The organism is Streptomyces sp. CO7 (genome assembly GCF_053474865.1).
The window spans coordinates 1,146,155-1,163,311 of record NZ_JBRIOU010000002.1; the positions used below are offsets into that span (position 1 = coordinate 1,146,155).

At 72.4% G+C, this 17,157-nt stretch carries 18 protein-coding genes; 10 read left to right on the top strand and 8 right to left on the bottom strand.

Features of this window, described 5'->3' with window-relative positions:
* Positions 1-1,617, bottom strand: a 1,617-nt coding sequence (locus ACOV8S_RS07135) for a glucuronyl esterase domain-containing protein (RefSeq protein ID WP_448316772.1), incomplete at its 3' end; no start/stop codon positions are given.
* A 395-nt stretch (positions 1,618-2,012) separates the two neighbouring features.
* Positions 2,013-2,558 carry a GIY-YIG nuclease family protein gene (locus ACOV8S_RS07140; protein WP_448316773.1) on the bottom strand — a complete coding sequence of 182 codons (546 nt, stop codon included), beginning with the start codon at positions 2,556-2,558 and terminating at the stop codon, positions 2,013-2,015.
* Between the two features lie 209 nt (positions 2,559-2,767).
* Here ACOV8S_RS07140 and ACOV8S_RS07145 point away from each other — a divergent pair, with 209 nt between their 5' ends.
* The 5 genes from ACOV8S_RS07145 (at position 2,768) to ACOV8S_RS07165 (ending at position 6,951) form a co-directional block, all read left to right on the top strand.
* A complete protein-coding gene (locus ACOV8S_RS07145) occupies positions 2,768-3,688 on the top strand; it encodes a phosphorothioated DNA-binding restriction endonuclease (RefSeq protein WP_448316774.1) in 921 nt (306 codons plus the stop codon).
* A gap of 111 nt (positions 3,689-3,799) precedes the next feature.
* On the top strand, positions 3,800-4,453 hold the full coding sequence (locus tag ACOV8S_RS07150; RefSeq protein WP_448316775.1) for a hypothetical protein: 654 nt from the start codon (positions 3,800-3,802) through the stop codon (positions 4,451-4,453).
* A 150-nt stretch (positions 4,454-4,603) separates the two neighbouring features.
* Positions 4,604-6,079 (top strand): FG-GAP and VCBS repeat-containing protein, encoded by a 1,476-nt coding sequence (locus ACOV8S_RS07155; protein ID WP_448316776.1) that lies wholly within the window; start codon positions 4,604-4,606, stop codon positions 6,077-6,079.
* Positions 6,080-6,185: 106 nt separating this feature from the next.
* Complete coding sequence (locus ACOV8S_RS07160; protein ID WP_448316777.1) at positions 6,186-6,563, top strand: nuclear transport factor 2 family protein; 378 nt, start codon at positions 6,186-6,188, stop codon at positions 6,561-6,563.
* A 118-nt stretch (positions 6,564-6,681) separates the two neighbouring features.
* On the top strand, positions 6,682-6,951 hold the full coding sequence (locus tag ACOV8S_RS07165; protein ID WP_448316778.1) for a hypothetical protein: 270 nt from the start codon (positions 6,682-6,684) through the stop codon (positions 6,949-6,951).
* Between the two features lie 25 nt (positions 6,952-6,976).
* On the opposite strand, the gene ACOV8S_RS07170 is transcribed toward ACOV8S_RS07165, so the two are convergent.
* Positions 6,977-7,417 carry a hypothetical protein gene (locus ACOV8S_RS07170; RefSeq protein WP_448316779.1) on the bottom strand — a complete coding sequence of 147 codons (441 nt, stop codon included), beginning with the start codon at positions 7,415-7,417 and terminating at the stop codon, positions 6,977-6,979.
* 190 nt (positions 7,418-7,607) lie between these two features.
* Here ACOV8S_RS07170 and ACOV8S_RS07175 point away from each other — a divergent pair, with 190 nt between their 5' ends.
* The 5 genes from ACOV8S_RS07175 (at position 7,608) to ACOV8S_RS07195 (ending at position 12,467) form a co-directional block, all read left to right on the top strand.
* Entirely contained in the window at positions 7,608-8,093 is a 486-nt protein-coding gene (locus tag ACOV8S_RS07175; protein ID WP_448316780.1) for a DUF4265 domain-containing protein, read from the top strand.
* Between the two features lie 237 nt (positions 8,094-8,330).
* Positions 8,331-8,711 (top strand): VOC family protein, encoded by a 381-nt coding sequence (locus ACOV8S_RS07180; RefSeq protein WP_448316781.1) that lies wholly within the window; start codon positions 8,331-8,333, stop codon positions 8,709-8,711.
* A 399-nt stretch (positions 8,712-9,110) separates the two neighbouring features.
* Complete coding sequence (locus ACOV8S_RS07185; RefSeq protein WP_448316782.1) at positions 9,111-9,863, top strand: alpha/beta fold hydrolase; 753 nt, start codon at positions 9,111-9,113, stop codon at positions 9,861-9,863.
* A gap of 790 nt (positions 9,864-10,653) precedes the next feature.
* Complete coding sequence (locus ACOV8S_RS07190; RefSeq protein ID WP_448316784.1) at positions 10,654-11,166, top strand: protein-tyrosine phosphatase family protein; 513 nt, start codon at positions 10,654-10,656, stop codon at positions 11,164-11,166.
* 74 nt (positions 11,167-11,240) lie between these two features.
* The gene (locus ACOV8S_RS07195) at positions 11,241-12,467 is read left to right on the top strand and encodes a PP2C family protein-serine/threonine phosphatase (protein WP_448316785.1); all 1,227 of its coding nucleotides are present in this window, start codon (positions 11,241-11,243) and stop codon (positions 12,465-12,467) included.
* A gap of 97 nt (positions 12,468-12,564) precedes the next feature.
* Here the strand turns inward: ACOV8S_RS07195 and ACOV8S_RS07200 are convergent, their stop codons facing one another.
* The 5 genes from ACOV8S_RS07200 to ACOV8S_RS07220 all read right to left on the bottom strand — a co-directional run bounded on the left by ACOV8S_RS07200 (position 12,565) and on the right by ACOV8S_RS07220 (position 17,157).
* Entirely contained in the window at positions 12,565-13,662 is a 1,098-nt protein-coding gene (locus ACOV8S_RS07200; RefSeq protein ID WP_448316786.1) for a VWA domain-containing protein, read from the bottom strand.
* A 235-nt stretch (positions 13,663-13,897) separates the two neighbouring features.
* A complete protein-coding gene (locus tag ACOV8S_RS07205) occupies positions 13,898-14,527 on the bottom strand; it encodes a GNAT family N-acetyltransferase (RefSeq protein WP_448316787.1) in 630 nt (209 codons plus the stop codon).
* Between the two features lie 309 nt (positions 14,528-14,836).
* Positions 14,837-15,070 (bottom strand): hypothetical protein, encoded by a 234-nt coding sequence (locus ACOV8S_RS07210; protein ID WP_448316788.1) that lies wholly within the window; start codon positions 15,068-15,070, stop codon positions 14,837-14,839.
* A 15-nt stretch (positions 15,071-15,085) separates the two neighbouring features.
* The gene (gene bioD / locus ACOV8S_RS07215) at positions 15,086-15,838 is read right to left on the bottom strand and encodes a dethiobiotin synthase (protein ID WP_448316790.1); all 753 of its coding nucleotides are present in this window, start codon (positions 15,836-15,838) and stop codon (positions 15,086-15,088) included.
* A 29-nt stretch (positions 15,839-15,867) separates the two neighbouring features.
* Positions 15,868-17,157 carry an adenosylmethionine--8-amino-7-oxononanoate transaminase gene (locus ACOV8S_RS07220; protein ID WP_448316792.1) on the bottom strand — a complete coding sequence of 430 codons (1,290 nt, stop codon included), beginning with the start codon at positions 17,155-17,157 and terminating at the stop codon, positions 15,868-15,870.

Consider the following 17,157-nt stretch of genomic DNA (forward strand, 5'->3'; position numbering starts at 1 on the left):
ACCGAGGGTCATGCCGACCGACCAGCCGCTCACCGAGGTGGTGCCGCTGTTCCGGACGGTCACCTCACCCTGGTAACCGCCGTTCCACGAGCTGACCGTTCGGTGCGTGGCCGAGCAGCCCGCGCCCGGGGTGCCGCCGGTGCTTCCGGTACTCCCCGTGGTGCCCGAGGTGGTCCCGGCCGTCGTGCCCGAGGAGGTGCCGGACGTGGTGCCCGACGTGGTTCCGGTGGTCGTCCCGCCGGTCGTGCCGCCCGTCGTCGTCCCCGACGTGGTGCCGGAGGTCGTCCCCGAGGTCGTGCCGGAGGTCGTCCCGCTGGTGGTGCCCGTGCTGGTCCCTCCGGACGTGCCGCCGTCGGCGAGCGTCGGAGTCGTCCAGTCCCGCCAGCCCGACAGGCTGCCGGCCTTGGACCCGGCGATGCGGAAGACCCCCGGCCCGGACCCCGAGTTCTTCAGGAAGGCGTTGATGCTCTGCGTCATCGGCGTGCGCCACTCGGACCGGGTGGCGCAGTGGGTGCCGTCCTGCACGTCGGACCAGTAGGAGATCGAACTCTGGGCGCCGAGCGCCCGGTAGACCTCCGCGCCGCCCAGCGCGGCGACGCTGCCGGACTTGGCGGACAGCCAGTCGACGTGCGGGTTCTCCATGACGAACAGGCCGCGCGGAGCGATCATGCCGATCATCTCGTGGGTGTCCACCGGCAGGTTGTTCGGGCTCGAGGTGTACGAGCTGAACGCGTCGCCCAGCCAGGGCTGTTCCCCGTACGCGCTGCTCAACGACTGGGCCCCGCTCTCCCCGTTGACCCCGCGCAGGATCGGTGCGCCGCCGGTACCCGACTCGACGGGCATGGTGAGCGCGATCCGCTGGTCGAACGCGCCCGCCACGAAGGCGCCCTTGCCGTACCGGGAACAGCCGGTGACTCCCAGCGAGTCGCCCTTCAGCACACCGGCGCCCGACTGCTGGACGACGTCGATGATCCGGCTGACACCCCACGACCAGGCCATCAGCAGCCCCGTGGAACTGGTGTTGCCGTAGAGGGTGTAGAAGGCGCCCTGCTTGTTGTTCCGGGCGGTGCCCTCACGGCCGACCGCGAGCGGGTCGTAGCTGATGACGGCCGCGCCCGCGGCCTTGATCGTGGCGGTGTCCGCGCCGAGCCCGCCGACGACGATCACGGCGGGGAACGGGCCGCTGCCGCTGGGCAGTTCGACCTTCGCCGAGAAGCCGGCGCTGCGGCCTTGGTCCGACACGTTCACCGTGATGCTGCTGGAGGAGACCGTGCCGGAGACGGTCGGCTTCGCCGGCTTCTGGCCGTAGACGGTGCGCTCGGCCAGCTCCCTGATCTCCGCCCGGCGGCAGCGCCAGTCGGCCTTGCTGGTGATGCGGGTGCCGTCGATCCGCTTGAACGGGTCGGGCAGCTTGGCGTCCGAACCGGACGGCGTGCTCCCGACAGTGCAGTCCGCGCCCTCGTCCTCGACGGCGGAGGCGGCCGCGGCCCGGGCGGCAGTGGTGTCGGCCCGGACCGCGGCGTCGGCCCGCGGATCGAGGGCGGTCAGCACCAGGATGACGGTCGCGGCGAGCGCGGCCACGGCCCACGCCCAGGGTCGTTGCAGGTGTAAGCGCATAGGACCTCCAAAGGAGGGCGCGCGGCCGGGCAGGGGTGTCCCGGGGGCGCGCCAGGTGGGGGGACGGTGCGGCTCCGGCCCGGTGGAGCTCCTCGGCGCCGGAGAGACACCTCCTGGCCGGCGAAGCGCGCGGACTGCTGGGGCGCCCGGCCGGGGAGGAAGCGCTTTCAGGCTAGGAACGGAGCCGGGGTGTGACAACGCCCCGGTGTCACCCGTCTCAGGTTGGCCGTTCTGCCCCTCCTACCGCCGGTATCGCAGGCCGCCCCAGTCGGGCGGATCGGCGGAAACCGGCCTCCCGGGACCCCTTCGCCCCCTCGTGCGATGGGCGCATTCGGCCACATCCAGGACAAGCCCGAAACTTTCCGAATGTTTCGGGCGCGTTCCCGGTCGGCCGGCTACTCGCCTACGGGTAGTTCCCGGGCCCTGCGCCTGGCCGCGGCCCTGAGGTCCTTCAGGACGGCGTGGAACTCGTTCCGGCGGTTCTGGTCAAGGTTGAGCGGCAGGTCCAACTGGGCGATGAGCTGCGACTCGAGCGCCGTGGGCGTCTCGTGCTCCACCCAGCAGACCCGGGCGTGTGCCGTCATCCACCGGCTGAGCTCCGCCTCTCCGGCCCGCCCGAAGGTCATGCGCGTGCCGCTGCCCACCCGGCGCAGTTCCAGGCCGAGCAGGCAGCCGAGCGAGAGCCGGAGGGTGGAGCCCTCCGCGTTGCCGCGGCAGTGGTACCGCACGCGGGTCCGCAGGTTCTGCCTGCTGACGCGGCTCGTTATGGAGCGCGGCGCCATGCCGACGTAGAGCAACCCCCGCCCCTCCAGGGCCGGATGGGGCGCCTCGTCGAAGTGCCAGCCGTACACCCCGGCCGCCGCCGGTACCGGGCCCGGGCTCGACATCACCTCGTCCACCGACCACAACCTGTCCGGACGCGTGAGCACGGTGGCTTCCATGTCGGTTCCCCCCACAGGAACAGGTCGCTCCGCGGCCCGGCGCGACAAGAGCGACACCGTACATCGGTGTGCCGTACATCGGTGAGCGGGCGAGGCAATCCGGAAAGCCGCCGGAAGGCGGTGACGGGTACGGTGGCGGGTCAGATGTCGTGTGATCGCCGGCAGGGGGCGTGGTGGGGGAACTCGTGGGTGCGGCCGGACCGGGACGCATGACGCGCGAGGAGCTGACGCGCCGTCTCTCCGTGCTGCGGCGCGCCCGGATCGGCGGCCGTCGGGCGCCGCACAAGCCGTTGCTCGTGCTCTGGCTGCTCGGCCGGTTCGCGGAGACGGGAAGCACCGCGGTGTCGTACGACGTGGCGGAGGAGCCGGTCAGCAGGCTGATCAACGACTTCGGCCCGGTGGTGAGGAGCCCGGCGGCCGCCCGGCAGCGGGCCGCGATGCCGTTCGTCCACCTCGAGCGGGAGCTGTGGGACCTGAGGGACAGGGACGGTGAGGAGATCGGGCCCGGCGCCCCCGAGCGGCGCGGGTGGCTACGGGACCGAGGGGCCCACGGCCGGCTGCGGCCCGAGGTCGAACTGCTGCTGGCCGAGCCCGGGATGCTCGGCCAAGCCGTGCGGCTGCTGATGGAGCAGCACTTCACCACCGCCCTCGAGACGGTGATCTGCGACGCGATCGGCCTCGACCCGGCAGGCCTCGCCGATCCCGGCGAGCGGCCCGCCGCGCACCGCAGGCGACGGCGGACCGGCTTCACGGAGGAGGTGCTGCAGGCCTACGCCTACGCCTGCGCGTTCTGCGGATTCGACGGCGCGCTCGGCCGGAACCCCGTCGGGCTGGAGGCCGCCCACGTGCGCTGGCACAGCCAGGACGGACCGGACGAGGTCGGCAACGGACTCGCCCTCTGCTCGCTGCACCACACCCTCTTCGACGTCGGCGTCCTGGGAATCCTGCCCGACCTGCGCATCCAGGTCTCGCCCCTGTACGTGGCCCGGAGCGCGGCGGGGAAGGCGACGGACATGCTCCACGGGCAGCCGGTGGCCCTCCCTCGGCCGGGCAGGCCGCGCCCGGAGCCGGAGCACGTCGACTGGCACGCGCGGCAGGTCTTCAAGGGCGTCGGCGCGGCCGCTGCGTAGGCGCCGGGCGGACGCGGCACAGGCAGCGGCGTCGCTGGGCGTGGGCGCCGGCCTCGCCGCGGCGGAGGGCGGCGTCATGCCTCGTGACGGGGCTGTCGTAATGTCCGGGGCATGACGACGCTGATGACGTACGCAGGACCCGGGGAGCCGAACGCGCTGGTCACCCGCACCGGAGGCCTGCCGCTGGCGCCCGCCGGGACGGCCTGGCCGACCTGCGCCGAGTGCGAGGGGCCCATGCAGTTCCTGGCGCAGTTTCTGCTCGACGGGCAGGCGCGGCCGGTGCGGGGCGACGGCGGCCGGGCGGAGATGGTCATGGCGGTGTTCATGTGCCAGACCGACCCCGGGATGTGCGACGCGTGGAGCCCCACCGGCGGGGCGAACGCCTCCTTCCTGTTCCCGGTGGAAGGCCTCACCCCGATGACGGTCCCGGAGGTGGACGACCCGGAGACGGTCCTCCTCGGCGCCTGTCACGCCGTGCGGCCGGTGGAGTCACCGAAGGAGACGTACGGCGACGCCCACGAGGCGTGGGTGCGAGCAGACGGCGGGGAACCGGGGCACGTCCTCGGACAGCTGGGCGGCCGCCCCGACTGGCTGCAGGCCGACGAGACCCCGTCCTGCCCGGGGTGCGGCCGGGGGATGGAGCTGGCGGCACAGCTCGAGGAGGGCCCGGACCACGCCACGAACATGAACTTCGGCGGCTGCGGGGCGGCCTACGCCTTCGTGTGCGGGCCGTGCCGGGGGAGCGCGTTCCTCTGGCAGTGCTGAGAGCCGCCCACCCTCCCGGCAAGGGGCCGGTTCGCCCCGGTTCACCTGCCGTTCGGCGCACAACCATCGGCCGTTTCCGTGTGTCTTCCTGGTGAGGCACATCCGCGCGCACCGCGCCCCGCCCTCGTCCGCTTCCCCAGGAGGAACACCATGGCGCTCCGCCGACCCGCCATATCGACCGCGGTGGCCGCCGCACTGATCGGATCGCTCGGCGTCCCGGTCCTCGCGGGCACCGCCGCCGCGGAGGCAGCCGCCCCCACCGTGCGCGAGGACTTCGACGGGGACGGGTACCAGGACGTCGCCGTCGCCGCTGCCGGCGCGCAGGTCGGCGGCCACCCGCTGGCCGGCTACGTCACGATCAGCTACGGCTCGGCGCACGGCATCGACCCCGCGCGGACGACCACCATCAGCCAGGACACTGCCGGCGTCCCCGGCGCGTCCGGCGAGAACAAGGTCTTCGGCTACGCGCTGGAGGCCCGCGACCTGGACGGCGACGGACTCACCGACCTGGCCGTCGCCACCCGCGACTACCAGGAGGAGACCAACGTCAGCGGTGCCGTCGTCGTGCTGTGGGGCCGGACGACCGGCATCTCCGGCCAGGGTGCCGTCCGGATCGCGGCACCGGCGAACTCCGAGGTCGGCGAGGACCTCGCGGTCGGCGACTTCGACCACGACGGTCACGCCGACCTGTTCATGCGCCACGGCGACGAGTACGACTACCACGACGTGCTCTACGGCCCCATCGGCCGCGACGGCGTGCCCGCCCGCGAGCAGCAGCTGCTGGTGTACAGCACCGACAACAGCATCAACTCGACCGCTGTGGGCGACTTCAACGGCGACGGCACCGAGGACCTCGCCACCTTCTACGTCTACGAGAACCACGCCGAGGGCGGAAAGCTGTGGCTCGGCAGCGCGGACGGCCTGTCCACGGTCCCCTCGCGGCTGTCCTCCGCGTCGACCACCGCCGTCGCCGACTTCGACCGCGACGGCTACGCCGACCTCGCCACCCGGGTCTTCCCCAACGGCATCACCGAGAACCTCGAGGACGACCCCGGCACCGTCAAGATCTTTTACGGCTCGGCCTCCGGTCCGAGCTCGACGCGCACCCGGACGATCACGCAGAACACGTCGGGCGTGCCGGGAGTCAGCGAGAAGGGCGACGAGTTCGGCGGGCGGCTGAGCGCGGGCGACGTCAACGCGGACGGCTACCCCGACCTGGCGGTGGGAGTTCCGGGTGAGGCGATCGGCTCCAAGGCGAGGGCCGGCGCCGTGGTGGTGCTCAAGGGCGGCAAGGGCGGGCTCACCGGCACGGGCGCCCAGGCCTTCCACCAGGACACCACGAGCGTCCCGGGTGTCGCGGAGTCCGGCGACGTGTTCGGCGGCTCGGTGCGGCTGCTCGACGTGACGGGTGACGGCAAGGCCGACCTGGTCGCCGGTGCGCCCGGCGAGAACCTGGGCTCCGTCGTGAACGGCGGCGCGGTCTGGCAGCTGCGCGGCGCGACCTCCGGCGTGACGGCCTCCAAGTCGGTCGCCGTGAACCCGGTCGACATCGGGGCGCCGGCGGCGAAGGCGTGGTTCGGCTGGAACCTGAGCGGCGACAACGGCCCGGGCGTGATCATCCCCTAGGCGGTGGGGCGAACGGCCAACATGCCGTGGGCTTGCGGCGGTTGACGTGAGCCGCGCCTCGATCGCCCGACGAGGCGCGGCTGATCGGCAATGGCACAATGCCCGCATGGATCATGCTGCGGCACGCTTGTGGACCGACTCATGGGTGACGGCCTGGAACGCGCACGACCTGGACGCGCTGCTGGCGCACTTCACCGAGGACGTGACGTTCCGGTCGCCCGTGGCCGCGCAACTGCTCGGCGGCGACGGGGTCATCCACGGCAAGGAGGCCCTGCGCGCCTACTGGACCGAGGGCCTCCGGCGCATCCCCGACCTGCGGTTCGAGGTGGTCGCCAGCTACGTCGGCGTGGACTGCTTGGTCATCAACTACCGCAACCAGAAGGGCGGCCTCGTGAACGAGGTCCTGATCTTCGACGGCCCGCTGGTCCGCGAGGGATACGGCACCTACCTCAGCGAGGACGCCAACCCGGCCGGGGCGCGGTAGACCCGAGCGGGCCCACCGCGTGACCTCCGGGCTGTGCCGGAGCCCGGCTTCGCTTGTCGATCGTGGGACGACTGACTACATGCGACCTGACCATTGTGTAACCAGGAACCACATCGAGGTGCACGGACGCGTTCTGCCGTCGGGGCCGGAACGGATCACCTTCTGGACGGTGCTGCGCGGCTCCCTCCTGCCGATCCTGGCCTGGACGTGCGTCGGGGGCTTCGTGTACTTCCTCTACCACCCCGTCGTGACGATGCTTCTCGGTGGGCTCTTCGCGTTGTCGCTCATCGTGGGATTCGGACTCCGCCGCAGGGCAGGGCACTCGGTTCGCTGCAGCGTCTACGGGGCGCTGGGCGGAGTCCTCGACAAGTCCATGGCGGGGTTTTGAGTCGTTGTCCCGTCGAGCGGCGCTTTCAGCCCCGCCATCGGTCGCGGACCAACCATCGCAATCGCCGGCCGGCGTGGTATCGGCGAAGCCACCACGGCAACGACCGGTGATCCACGAAGGACCACAGGTCGTCGTCAGCTTCGTTGCCACGAGGGAAGCCGCGCAGCAGATCGACACATCGCTGGTCCACCGTGCGGTGCAGCCGTGCGACGTGCGCCAGGGCGACAACGCCCTGGCGGCGGATCTCCGGATCGTCAGCCGTCATCGCCCGAGCGACCTGGGGCAAGATCGCGTCGGCGTCGTGGTGGTTCAAGGCCAGGGCGATCACAGCCACCCCGACTAGCGGCTCACCCCGGTCGAATGCGATCTTGACGTCGACGGGCCGCGTGACCCATCGCAGCGTTGACGCGTCCTGCCAGTTCACGGCGGGTGCGCGTCCCGCGGAGTCCCCCTGGCCGGTGTCCACGGTCTGACCCTATCGAGTGGTGGCTCCCCCCTCTCGGGTGTGGCGGCTATGGGGGGCCTGCTCGATCGCGCGGAGGTGCATCGGTGCGCCGGACCAGGTGGTGGCCTACCGCCCGGTCCGGGGCGGCGGAGGTAGTTGTGTTCTGTACTCCGCCGCATGGTCTGGTGGATGCGGAGCGGATGATGGTTTGGTGACACACATCAGTGACGACCACGTGAAAGTCCATTTCCGCATGGAGACAGAAGACGGATGGCCGCCGGTGAGCGTCGAAAGTCTGTGGGCTGTAGACCTCGGCCACGGCACCGTGCGGCTGGACAATACGCCCTTCTTCGTCCGCGGGGTCGCCGGCGGAGACATTGTCAGGGTGCAGCAGGGTGACGACGGAGTTCTGTGGGCCGGGGAAACTGTGCAGGCTTCGCAGAACTGCACCATCCGGCTCATCGTGTTGAAGGACGAGGGGTCTGCCACCGCCCGGCAGAGTGTGCTGGAGGTCTTTCACCGCCTCGGCACGACGGGTGAAGGCATTGAACGGTTCCGGATGGTTGCCTTGGATGTCCCGCCGCAGGCGGACCTGCCGCGAATTCGCGAGCTGTTGGAGCACGGCGAGACGGAGGGGTGGTGGCACTGGGAAGAAGGGTGTGTCACCGCCGCCTGGGAAGCCGCTGCGCGAACATGAGAACAACGTTGCCCGGTGTGCCAGCAGGCCGTGTGCTCAGGAGCCGAGCCACACCAAGGGCAGTGCGGAGTTGACGGTCGTAGGTAGCGAGACCCGGCCCGGGCGGCACGCCGGGGGAAATGGGCTCGCCCGTGCCCGGGTCGTTGGCTACGCTGCGCGACTGTTCACCCCGCTGGAACCCGGTGGAGTATGAGGACGGGCACTCCGGCGGTCCCCGGCTGAGAGTAGGTCGCGTTCATGGCGTGTCGTATCGGCGAGCTGGTTCTCGACTGTCGCGAGCCGGAGGTGCTGGCGCGGTTCTGGTGCGCGGTCCTGGACTTCGTCGTCCTGGGGCGTGAGGACGACGGGTCGGTGGAGATCGGGCCGCGTGACGGGTTCGGCGGTCCGCAACCGACGCTGATCCTTGGCCGCAGCGACGAGCCGAAGCAGGGGAAGCTCCGCCTGCACATCGACGTCAATCCCACCGACCGCGACCAGGACGCCGAGCTCGAGCGTCTGCTGGCCCTCGGTGCCCGCCGGGCCGACATCGGCCAGACGGGTGACGAGCAGTGGCACGTCCTGGCCGACCCGGAGGGCAACGAGTTCTGCCTGCTGAGGGCCCGCATCGACCCGGTGTGACGGGTGGAGGTCGCACGCCGGCTCCTTGCCTCCGCGTTCCTGCTGCTCGATGAGCACGAGGTGACGACATGTCGCTTCGTCGACAAGGAGGCCGGAACCTGCAGCGGTGGAACACCGTCGCTCGTCGGGTGAACCGCGGCCCCACCCCGTCGACGGGCACTCGCGGCCTTCCAGCGCGTGGCGAGGTACGGCTGACCCGGACGGGGGCGATGTGCTCGGGCCGGCTCCCGGCTCGGACGGGACTCTTTCCAACAAGGGGTCAGGTCGGGACAATGAGGCCCTAATCGGCGCCGCCGGTCCTTGCCGCGGCCCGTCTCCGGACGGGGCGGTGGCCGGTCCGGCGCGTGCCCCTGTTGACGCCGGCGTCCCTCGCGGCGTCCTGGCGGAAGGACGAGCGGCGTGGCGTACGAGGAGTACGGCGACGGGCCGCACGCGGTGATCGCGTTGCACGGCTGGTTCGGTTCGGCGGCGGCCTGGCGGCCGCTGCGTCCGCACCTGGACGGCACCCGGTTCCGGTACGTGTTCCCCGACTACCGCGGCTACGGGTCGCGCCTCGAGGAGTTGGGCGACTACACGCTCAAGGAGGCCGCGGCGGACGTCCTCGGGCTGGCCGACCGCCTCGGGCTGGAGCGGTTCTCGCTGGTGGGGCACTCGATGGGAGGCGCGGTCATGCAGCGGGTGCTGGCCGACGCGCCGCACCGGGTCCGCGCCATGGTGGGCATCTCACCGGTACCGGCCAGCGGGGTGCCGTTCGACGACCAGGGCTGGGCGCTGTTCTCCGGAGCGGCCGAGGAGCGCGCCAACCGGCGCGCCATCATCGACCTGACCACCGGCAACCGCCTGAGTGGTGTCTGGCTGGACGCCGTCGTCGCCCAGTCGTGGCGCCACTCCACCCCGGCAGCCGTGGCCGGCTATCTCCAGGCCTGGGCGAAGACCGACTTCCACGCCGAGATCAAGGGCAGCACGGTCGAGGTGAAGGTGATCGTCGGCGAGCACGATCCCGCCCTGGGAGCCGATGTCATGGAGGCCACCTTCCGCCAGTGGTACCCGCGCTGCGAGGTGGAGGTGCTGTCCAACGCCGGGCACTACGCGATCGACGAGACGCCCATCGCCCTCGCCACATCCGTGGAGGGGTTCCTGGCGCACCGGTGACCCGTACGGACGGCAGCGCCGCGCGAGGCGTTGCCGTCGGGCCGCCGTGCGACGCCTGCGGTGGCTGGTCCCATCGGGCGTCGCCGGTGTTCGCCCCGGTGCGGCGCCGACCGCGACCTCGGTGGACTCGGCCCCGCTCCGGGACCACCAGGGCATCGTCGTGACGGCCGCGCTGTGCGTGGCCGTCCAGCCGCCCCGCATCCCGCACCGATCCCGCGCCGCCGCACCGACCGGTCGGGCAGCGGGTGCCGGTGCCGCGCATCCGCCGCGTTGACGGCCAGGCCGCCGCGGCGCAGCACCCCGACCGGGTGGACAGGGCCGGTTCCGCCTGCCAGGATCCACCCCGCGGCTCACGGCCGCTGACGTCCGCCGGCTTCGTCCCGTACCGGCCGGCAGGCCGACGACGCGCCGGTTCGACCAAGGTCCTGGCGCGAAGCTCTCGGCACGCTCGTCCCGCCGCCCCGCCCATCCCGCCGTCGGGGCAGGCCCAGCGCCCACGCGGCCGGGCGTGATCCGGACGGCCACGCCTGCCCGTCACCCGTGATCCACGGGCACCTGCGCAGCCGTCTTCTCCGGGCGGTCGTCCCGGCTCCGGGCGGACCGGAGCATCCACCGGCGCGGTGAGGAGCCGAGGCGCCCGGCATTCCCCTCCGCCGTGACGCGGACACGCCGGATCAACGCACTCCCGGGCCAGGCCTACCCAGGGCCTCGCCGCCGTGCCGTCGGCTGCCGCCCGGTCACCCCGGCCACCCCGGTCATCCCGATCCGATCCATGAGAGGTGTCCTCGCGATGCGTCCCACCCTGTTCACCGTCGACCTGCCCGGCCCCGGCCGGCTGAGCACCATGGCGAAGCCTCGTGGCGCCGACTGGCTCGAGGACGAGATGCACGCCCTGCGCCGGGCGGGTGTCGACGTGCTGGTGTGCGCGCTGACGTCGCCCGAGCTCGCGGAGCTGGGCCTCGACGGGGAGGCGGAGGCCGCCGCGGCCGCCGGGCTGCGGTTCGTCGCCGTGCCCATACCGGATCGCACGGTGCCTGACGCCGCCGACGTCCTGCCGGTGCTGGAGGACCTCGCCGGGCGGCTGCGCGCGGGTGCGCACGTCGCGACCCACTGCCGGTTCGGCATCGGCCGGGCGTCGCTCCTCGCCGCCGCGCTGCTCGTGCTGAACGGGGTGGACCCGGAGATCGCCTGGACCCGCATCGAGGAGGCGCGGGGCCTCGCCGTCCCCGACACCCCCGAGCAGCGCAGGTGGGCCGCGAGGCTGAACGAAGGCGCGGACCGTGCCGGGCGATTCTCACCGTGATTGCGGGTACTCGGTGGCCCGAGGATCTCCCAGCGACGTCGCCGGGGAGGAGACGCCGGAAGGGAAAGCCCGCTGTGACCGACGCAGCAAGACTGGGCAAGGCCCTCACCGCTCTCGTGGTGGCGAGCCACATCGCCAGGCTCGAGGACCTGCCGGGCATGGTGCGCGAGCACGCCGAGGCCGCGGAGCTGCACGACGTCGTCATCCATGTGTCCGACCTGCAGGAGAAGGTGCTGCGCGAGGTCACCGGCCGGGGATCCGACGCGGGCGCGGGCGGGGCGGAGTACTCCGTCGCGGGGACGTTGCCCGGGCTCGCCTACCGGCGGGTGGACCTGATCGCCGAGCCCGACCCCTCGGGGGCCGGTGGCCTGCGCCGCTGGTGGATGCCGGTCACCGACGGTGTCGTACGACTGGGCGTGATCAGGGCGGACACCGGCCTCGACGTCGCGGGCGAGGAAGTGCGGGACGCCCTGTACGCCCTGGCCTCGGTGGTCGCGCTGCTGCTGCTCAGCAAGAAGGCCTTCAGCGACTCCTACGCCCGCCTCATCAGGACCGAGCCGATGAGCGTCTCCGCGGAGATGCAGTGGCACCTCACGCCGCCCCCGGCGTTCGCGGGCGCCGGCACCACGGTCGCCGCGGTGTCGGAGCCCGCCTATGCCGTCGGCGGCGACGCCTTCGACTACGCGGTGGCCGACAGCACGCTCCACCTGGCCGTGTTCGACGCGATGGGACACGACGCCACCGCCGGACTCACCGCCAACATGGCGATCGGCACCTGCCGCAACGCCCGCCGCCAGGGCGCCGGGCTCGTCGAGACCTCGCAGGCGATCGAGAGCGCCCTGATCGAGCAGTTCGGGCACAGCCGCTACGTCACCGGCATCCTCGCGGACCTCGATCTGCGCACCGGCCGGCTGACCTGGATCAACCGCGGCCACCACCTGCCCGTCCTGCTGCGCGCCGGGCGCTGGTCCCAGGAGCTGTACTGTCCGCCGGCCGGGCCGATGGGGGTGGCCCTCGGACTGCCGGTGACCGTCCGGCAGGAGCAGCTGGAGCCCGGTGACCGGGTCGTGCTGTACACGGACGGCATCGTCGAGGCGCGGGACGAGAAAGGCGAGGAGTTCGGGCTCGAGCGCTTCGTCGACTACATCGTGCGGCACAACGCCGACCACCTGACCGTCCACGAGACGCTGCGGCAGCTCGTGCACGCCGTCGTCGACCAGCACGCGGGGCAGCTGGTCGACGATGCGACCGTCCTGCTCGCCGAGTGGCTGGACCCGGACCAGGACTGCCTGCTGCCCTGAGCGGGAGGGAGCGGCGGGCGGACCCCTGGACGGGCCGGCCGCGCGGGCCGCCGCCCCGCGGCAGGGTGCGGGGTGCGGGGTGCGGCGCATCTGCGTCTCAGAGCAGGACCAGCAGCTTGGTGCCCGGGATCAGCTTGCGGTTGACCGAGGTGGACTGGACGAAGACGGTGTACGCCTCGTTGCTTCCCGGCGTGACGGTGACCTCGCTCTCCGGGAGGCCGAGGAGCTGACGGGCGGTGGGACCGGTGAAGACCTTGCCCGTCATCCGGCCGGTCCTCGGGTCCTTCTCCGCGACCGCGATCTTCTTCCGGGGCTGGATCTTCTCGCGCTTGGAGAGCTCGTAGAAGGCGCAGCCCGTCGTGTACGGGTGGCCCGCGCTGGTGACGAAGTCGCGGATCGCCGACTGCTCGTCCACGGGTATGAGCACGTACTTGCCGGCGTCCAGCGCCTGGAGGCTGCCCTTGACGGCCGTGCTGCTGAGGTCCTGGCCCATCGCGAACAGGTTCCTGGTGCCGCGGACGCCCTGCTCACGGTCGCGCAGGAACCGGGTGGCCGCCGACTTCACCGCCCCGATCGCCTCCTCGACGCCCTGCGCCGAGTCCGCGTCCCAGATGGAGATGTTGCCGGTCGGGAAGCCGTACTGCTGGGCGGTGCGCTTGGCCAGGGAGTTCGGCACCATGATGGCCGAGGTCCAGTGATCGGGCAGGCCGTTGAGCTTCTCGGCGATCCTGGTCCGCCACTCGTCCAGCAGCGCGCGGCCGTTGGGCAGGTGGTCGTGGCGCGAGCCGGTCTCGTCGGCGCCGGAGGCGTTCTCCTCGCCGTCGGTCACGACGACCTGGAGGAAGCTGTGCTCGCCGTACTCCTCCCAGATGTGCTCGAGGTCGTCGAGCGCCTTCACCGAGGCCTGGATCAGCGCCGTCGCGCCGTTCTCGACGGTGTACAGGCCGCGCATGGAGGGCAGGTGCTTGACGTCCATGTCCCAGACAAGGTTCTCCACCAGGTGGTCGAAGGCGTAGAGGCTGATGCGGGTCTCGTGGCCGAGGCGGTCCGACTCCTCCGCGAGGCCCTTCACGAACTCGTCGACGACGCGGATGAGTTGCTCGGAATGCCCCTGCATCGAGCCGGACTTGTCGATGACCAGGGCGACATGGTTGACCAGGTGCTTCTTGAGGCGGGCCTTCACCGTCGTGCTCATCGCGTCGATTCCCTTCGATTCGTCTCCCCGCGACGGCCGTGGGACGGCGTGCGGGGAGACGGCTTCTTGGATGAAAGGCTTGGCCAGTTGCCCTCAGCGGACGCCGGGACCGCGAACCCCGGCGCCTGGACGGTGATCCGTCCGGCTGATGTCTCCAACTCTAGGGAGGGGCACTGACAACGCGTGAGCGCGGCGGTGGGGCCCGACCGTGGACCCCGAGGGCGAGGTGCGCAGGTCAGTCGCGGGCCGTCGGCCGGCCGAGATACCAGACCGGGCCGTCGTCCTCGACGGTGAGCTCCTGGAAGCCCATGCGGTCGTAGAACGCGCGGGCGCGGGTGTTGGACTTCGACATGCACAGGTGGACGGCCTCGACCCCCGACGCGTGGAGGGCGTCGAGGAAGGTCTCCATCAGCGCGCGTCCGAGGCCGTGGCCCTGGCACGCCGGGAGGATGTCGATGTGCAGGTGGGCCGGATACCGCGGCAGTTCGGGGCGGACCATGCGCTCCGGGTTGTGCAGGAGGCCGGCCATCACCTCGTCCATGGTGGGCTCCGCGCCCTGCGGACCGGGGGCCGGGTAGGCGCCGGCGGCCGGGGGAAGCCAGTGGTCGCGGAACCAGGCGGCGAAGGCGGGGGTGTCGGCGGTACCGAGGATGTAGCCGACCGCCTCGCCGTTTCCGTCGTCCACGACGAAGGCCAGCTCGGGCTCCCGGTCGACGTAGGGGTACGCGAAGAGGAGGGGGAGGATCTCCGGGTCGGCGTAGTGCGGGGTGGCGTCGCCGCCGTCGTAGGCGGTGAGGACGCAGACCTGGCCGACCGCGGGGCGGTCGGAGGGGCGGTAGGGGCGGACGAAGGGCGCGGCAGTCATGGCCCGATCATGACACCGGGTCCCCGCCCGGGGAACGGGGTTCCGCCCACGGGGCGGTGAGCTGGAAAGCGGAACGGCTCCGGCCGACCCGCTGCGGTCACCAGGGGGTGGGTCTCCCGCAGCGGCCGGAGGGGAGCCACTGCTGGTCGGTCCGCAGCGACGCGTGCCGCGACGGGCATGACGGGGCCGGGGCCGCGCACCGGACCACAGGCCGAGGTGCGCGGCGGTGCGGCCCCAAGCCTCCCGCCGGCCCGTCCAGGGCAGGCACCACACCCGGCTGCGGCCAGGTGAGGAGTGCGGACCACGCGGTCAGTCCTCCGGCCGAAGACGCTGACGAGCGGCCTCGAGCCGCTGCTCGTAGTCAGGCGCGAACAGTTCCGGAAGCGCCTTGTCCAGAGTTCCGGAGATCCGATGGATCGGGGCCCAGACCGCCGGATCGTCGACGACGCGGCCGAGGTCGGTCATCTGGAGCCTCTCCAGCCAGTGCGAGAGCACCAAGGCCTCGTCACCGGTGAGCTTGATCACGACCTGGCCGTCACTCATGCACCCTCATTCCGCTCACCCCTCCTCCGACCTCCCGCCCGGCAGCGTCCCATGGGTGGCGACGAAGGCGGAAGGGTCCCAGCTGCCGCCCAGGCGGGGGGAGAGCCAGTCCGGTGCGGCCCGGCGGAAGGCCCGGGGGGAGAGGGCGCCCACGCCCTCCGGCACCGCGCCCAGCAGCGGGGCGCCCGCCACCCGGGGCAGGTCCGCCAGGTTGCAGCGGGCGGCGAGGTCCGGGCGCCGGGGCCAGCTGCCGATCACCACGCCCAGCTGCTCGAGCCCGCGGGCGTGCAGCGCCTCCGCGGTCAGCGCCGTGCTGTTGAGCGTGCCCAGGCCCGCCGGAGCCACCACCAGTACCGGCGCCCGGAGCAGTTTCGCGGCGTCCGCCAGTGTGGCGTCGCGGTCGTCGAGACGGACGAGCAGACCGCCCGCCCCCTCGACGAGCACGAGGTCGTGCTCCTGGGCCAGGTCCTCGGCCGCCTCCGCCACCCGGTGCGCCCGCACGGGCGGAAGCCCCGCCCGCTGGGCGGCGGTCGCCGGCGCCAACGGGTCGGGATAGCGAGCCAGTTCGACCGCGGTGACGACCCCCGACTCCCCGGCCAGACGCGCGGCCTCGGCCGCGTCCCCGTGCTCGCCCGCCGCGAGCCCGGTCTGGGCCGGCTTCAGCACCGCCACCGAACGGCCGGCCGCCACCGCCAGCGCGGCCACCGCCGCGGTGACCATGGTCTTGCCGATCTCGGTGCCCGTACCCGATACGACGATCACTGACATGTCCGCTCCTCGCGCTCCTGTCCACTCGTTCAGCCGGCCGAGGCCGCGGCGCACACCGCGCGGCAGATCCGGGCCAGGTCCTCGTCCTCGGTGACGTACGGCGGCATCACGTACACCAGGTCACGGAAAGGGCGCAGCCAGACCCCCTCGCGGACCGCCGCCGCCGTGGCCGCGGCCAGGTCGACCGCGTGGTCCAGCTGGACGACGCCGATGGCGCCCAGCACGCGGACGTCGGCCACGCCCGGGAGCTCCCGGGCCTCCGCCAGGCCCTCGCGCAGGCCCGCCTCCAGCCGCTTGACCTCCTGCCGCCAGTCCTGCCCGAGCAGCAGGTCGACGGATGCGCCGGCGACCGCGGCCGCCAGGGGGTTGCCCATGAACGTCGGGCCGTGGGCCAGGACCGGCACCTCACCCCGCGAGATCCCGTCCGCGACCCGCGAGGTGCACAGGGTGGCCGCCATCGTGAGGTAGCCCCCGGTCAGGGCCTTGCCCAGGCACATCACGTCCGGGGAGACCCCGGCGTGGTCGGCCGCGAAGAGTTCGCCGGTCCGCCCGAAGCCGGTCGCGATCTCGTCGAACACGAGAAGCACGTCATGCGCGTCGCACGCCTCGCGCAGCACCCGCAGGTAGGCGGGGGAGTGGAAGGTCATGCCGCCCGCCCCCTGTACGACGGGCTCCACGACCACCGCGGCGGTCTCGTCGGCGTGCGCGGCGATCAGGTCGGCCAGAGTCCGCGCGTACGCCTCGTCCCACTCGGCGGGCGGCGCGTCCGCGAAGACCTGGCGGGGGAGCACGCCCTGCCACAGCTCGTGCATCCCGCCCTCCGGGTCGCACACCGACATCGGCTGCCAGGTGTCGCCGTGGTAGCCGCCGCGCCAGGTCAGCAGACGCCGCTTGCCGGGCCGGCCCAGCGAACGCCAGTACTGCAGGCACATCTTGAACGCCACCTCGACCGAGACCGAGCCGGAGTCGGCGAGGAAGACGTGCCGCAGCGGCTCCGGCGTGATCTCCACCAGCCGCGCCGCCAGCCGCACCGCGGGTTCGTGGGTGAGGCCGCCGAACATCACGTGGCTCATCCGGCCCAACTGCGCGGTCGCCGCCGCGTTGAGCACGGGGTGGTTGTAGCCGTGCACCGCGGACCACCAGGACGCCATCCCGTCGATCAACTCCCGCTGCCCGTGCACCTCCTGGGCCAGGCGCAGGCGCACCCCGGAGGCGGACTCGACGAGCAGCGGGTCGGTGCGGCCCGGCATCGGGCCGTAGGGGTGCCAGACGTGCGCCCGGTCCAGGGCGAGCAGGGCGTCCGGGCCGAGCTCAGGCAT

Coding starts and splice junctions, on each gene's coding strand:
- ACOV8S_RS07210 (WP_448316788.1), bottom strand. CDS start 15,070: ATGAGTGACGGCCAGGTCGTGATCAAGCTCACCGGTGACGAGGCCTTG.
- ACOV8S_RS07155 (WP_448316776.1), top strand. CDS start 4,604: ATGGCGCTCCGCCGACCCGCCATATCGACCGCGGTGGCCGCCGCACTG.
- ACOV8S_RS07150 (WP_448316775.1), top strand. CDS start 3,800: ATGACGACGCTGATGACGTACGCAGGACCCGGGGAGCCGAACGCGCTG.
- ACOV8S_RS07220 (WP_448316792.1), bottom strand. CDS start 17,157: ATGCCTGAGCTCGGCCCGGACGCCCTGCTCGCCCTGGACCGGGCGCAC.
- ACOV8S_RS07205 (WP_448316787.1), bottom strand. CDS start 14,527: ATGACTGCCGCGCCCTTCGTCCGCCCCTACCGCCCCTCCGACCGCCCC.
- ACOV8S_RS07160 (WP_448316777.1), top strand. CDS start 6,186: ATGGATCATGCTGCGGCACGCTTGTGGACCGACTCATGGGTGACGGCC.
- ACOV8S_RS07200 (WP_448316786.1), bottom strand. CDS start 13,662: ATGAGCACGACGGTGAAGGCCCGCCTCAAGAAGCACCTGGTCAACCAT.
- ACOV8S_RS07145 (WP_448316774.1), top strand. CDS start 2,768: ATGACGCGCGAGGAGCTGACGCGCCGTCTCTCCGTGCTGCGGCGCGCC.
- ACOV8S_RS07180 (WP_448316781.1), top strand. CDS start 8,331: ATGGCGTGTCGTATCGGCGAGCTGGTTCTCGACTGTCGCGAGCCGGAG.
- ACOV8S_RS07190 (WP_448316784.1), top strand. CDS start 10,654: ATGCGTCCCACCCTGTTCACCGTCGACCTGCCCGGCCCCGGCCGGCTG.
- ACOV8S_RS07140 (WP_448316773.1), bottom strand. CDS start 2,558: ATGGAAGCCACCGTGCTCACGCGTCCGGACAGGTTGTGGTCGGTGGAC.
- bioD (WP_448316790.1), bottom strand. CDS start 15,838: ATGTCAGTGATCGTCGTATCGGGTACGGGCACCGAGATCGGCAAGACC.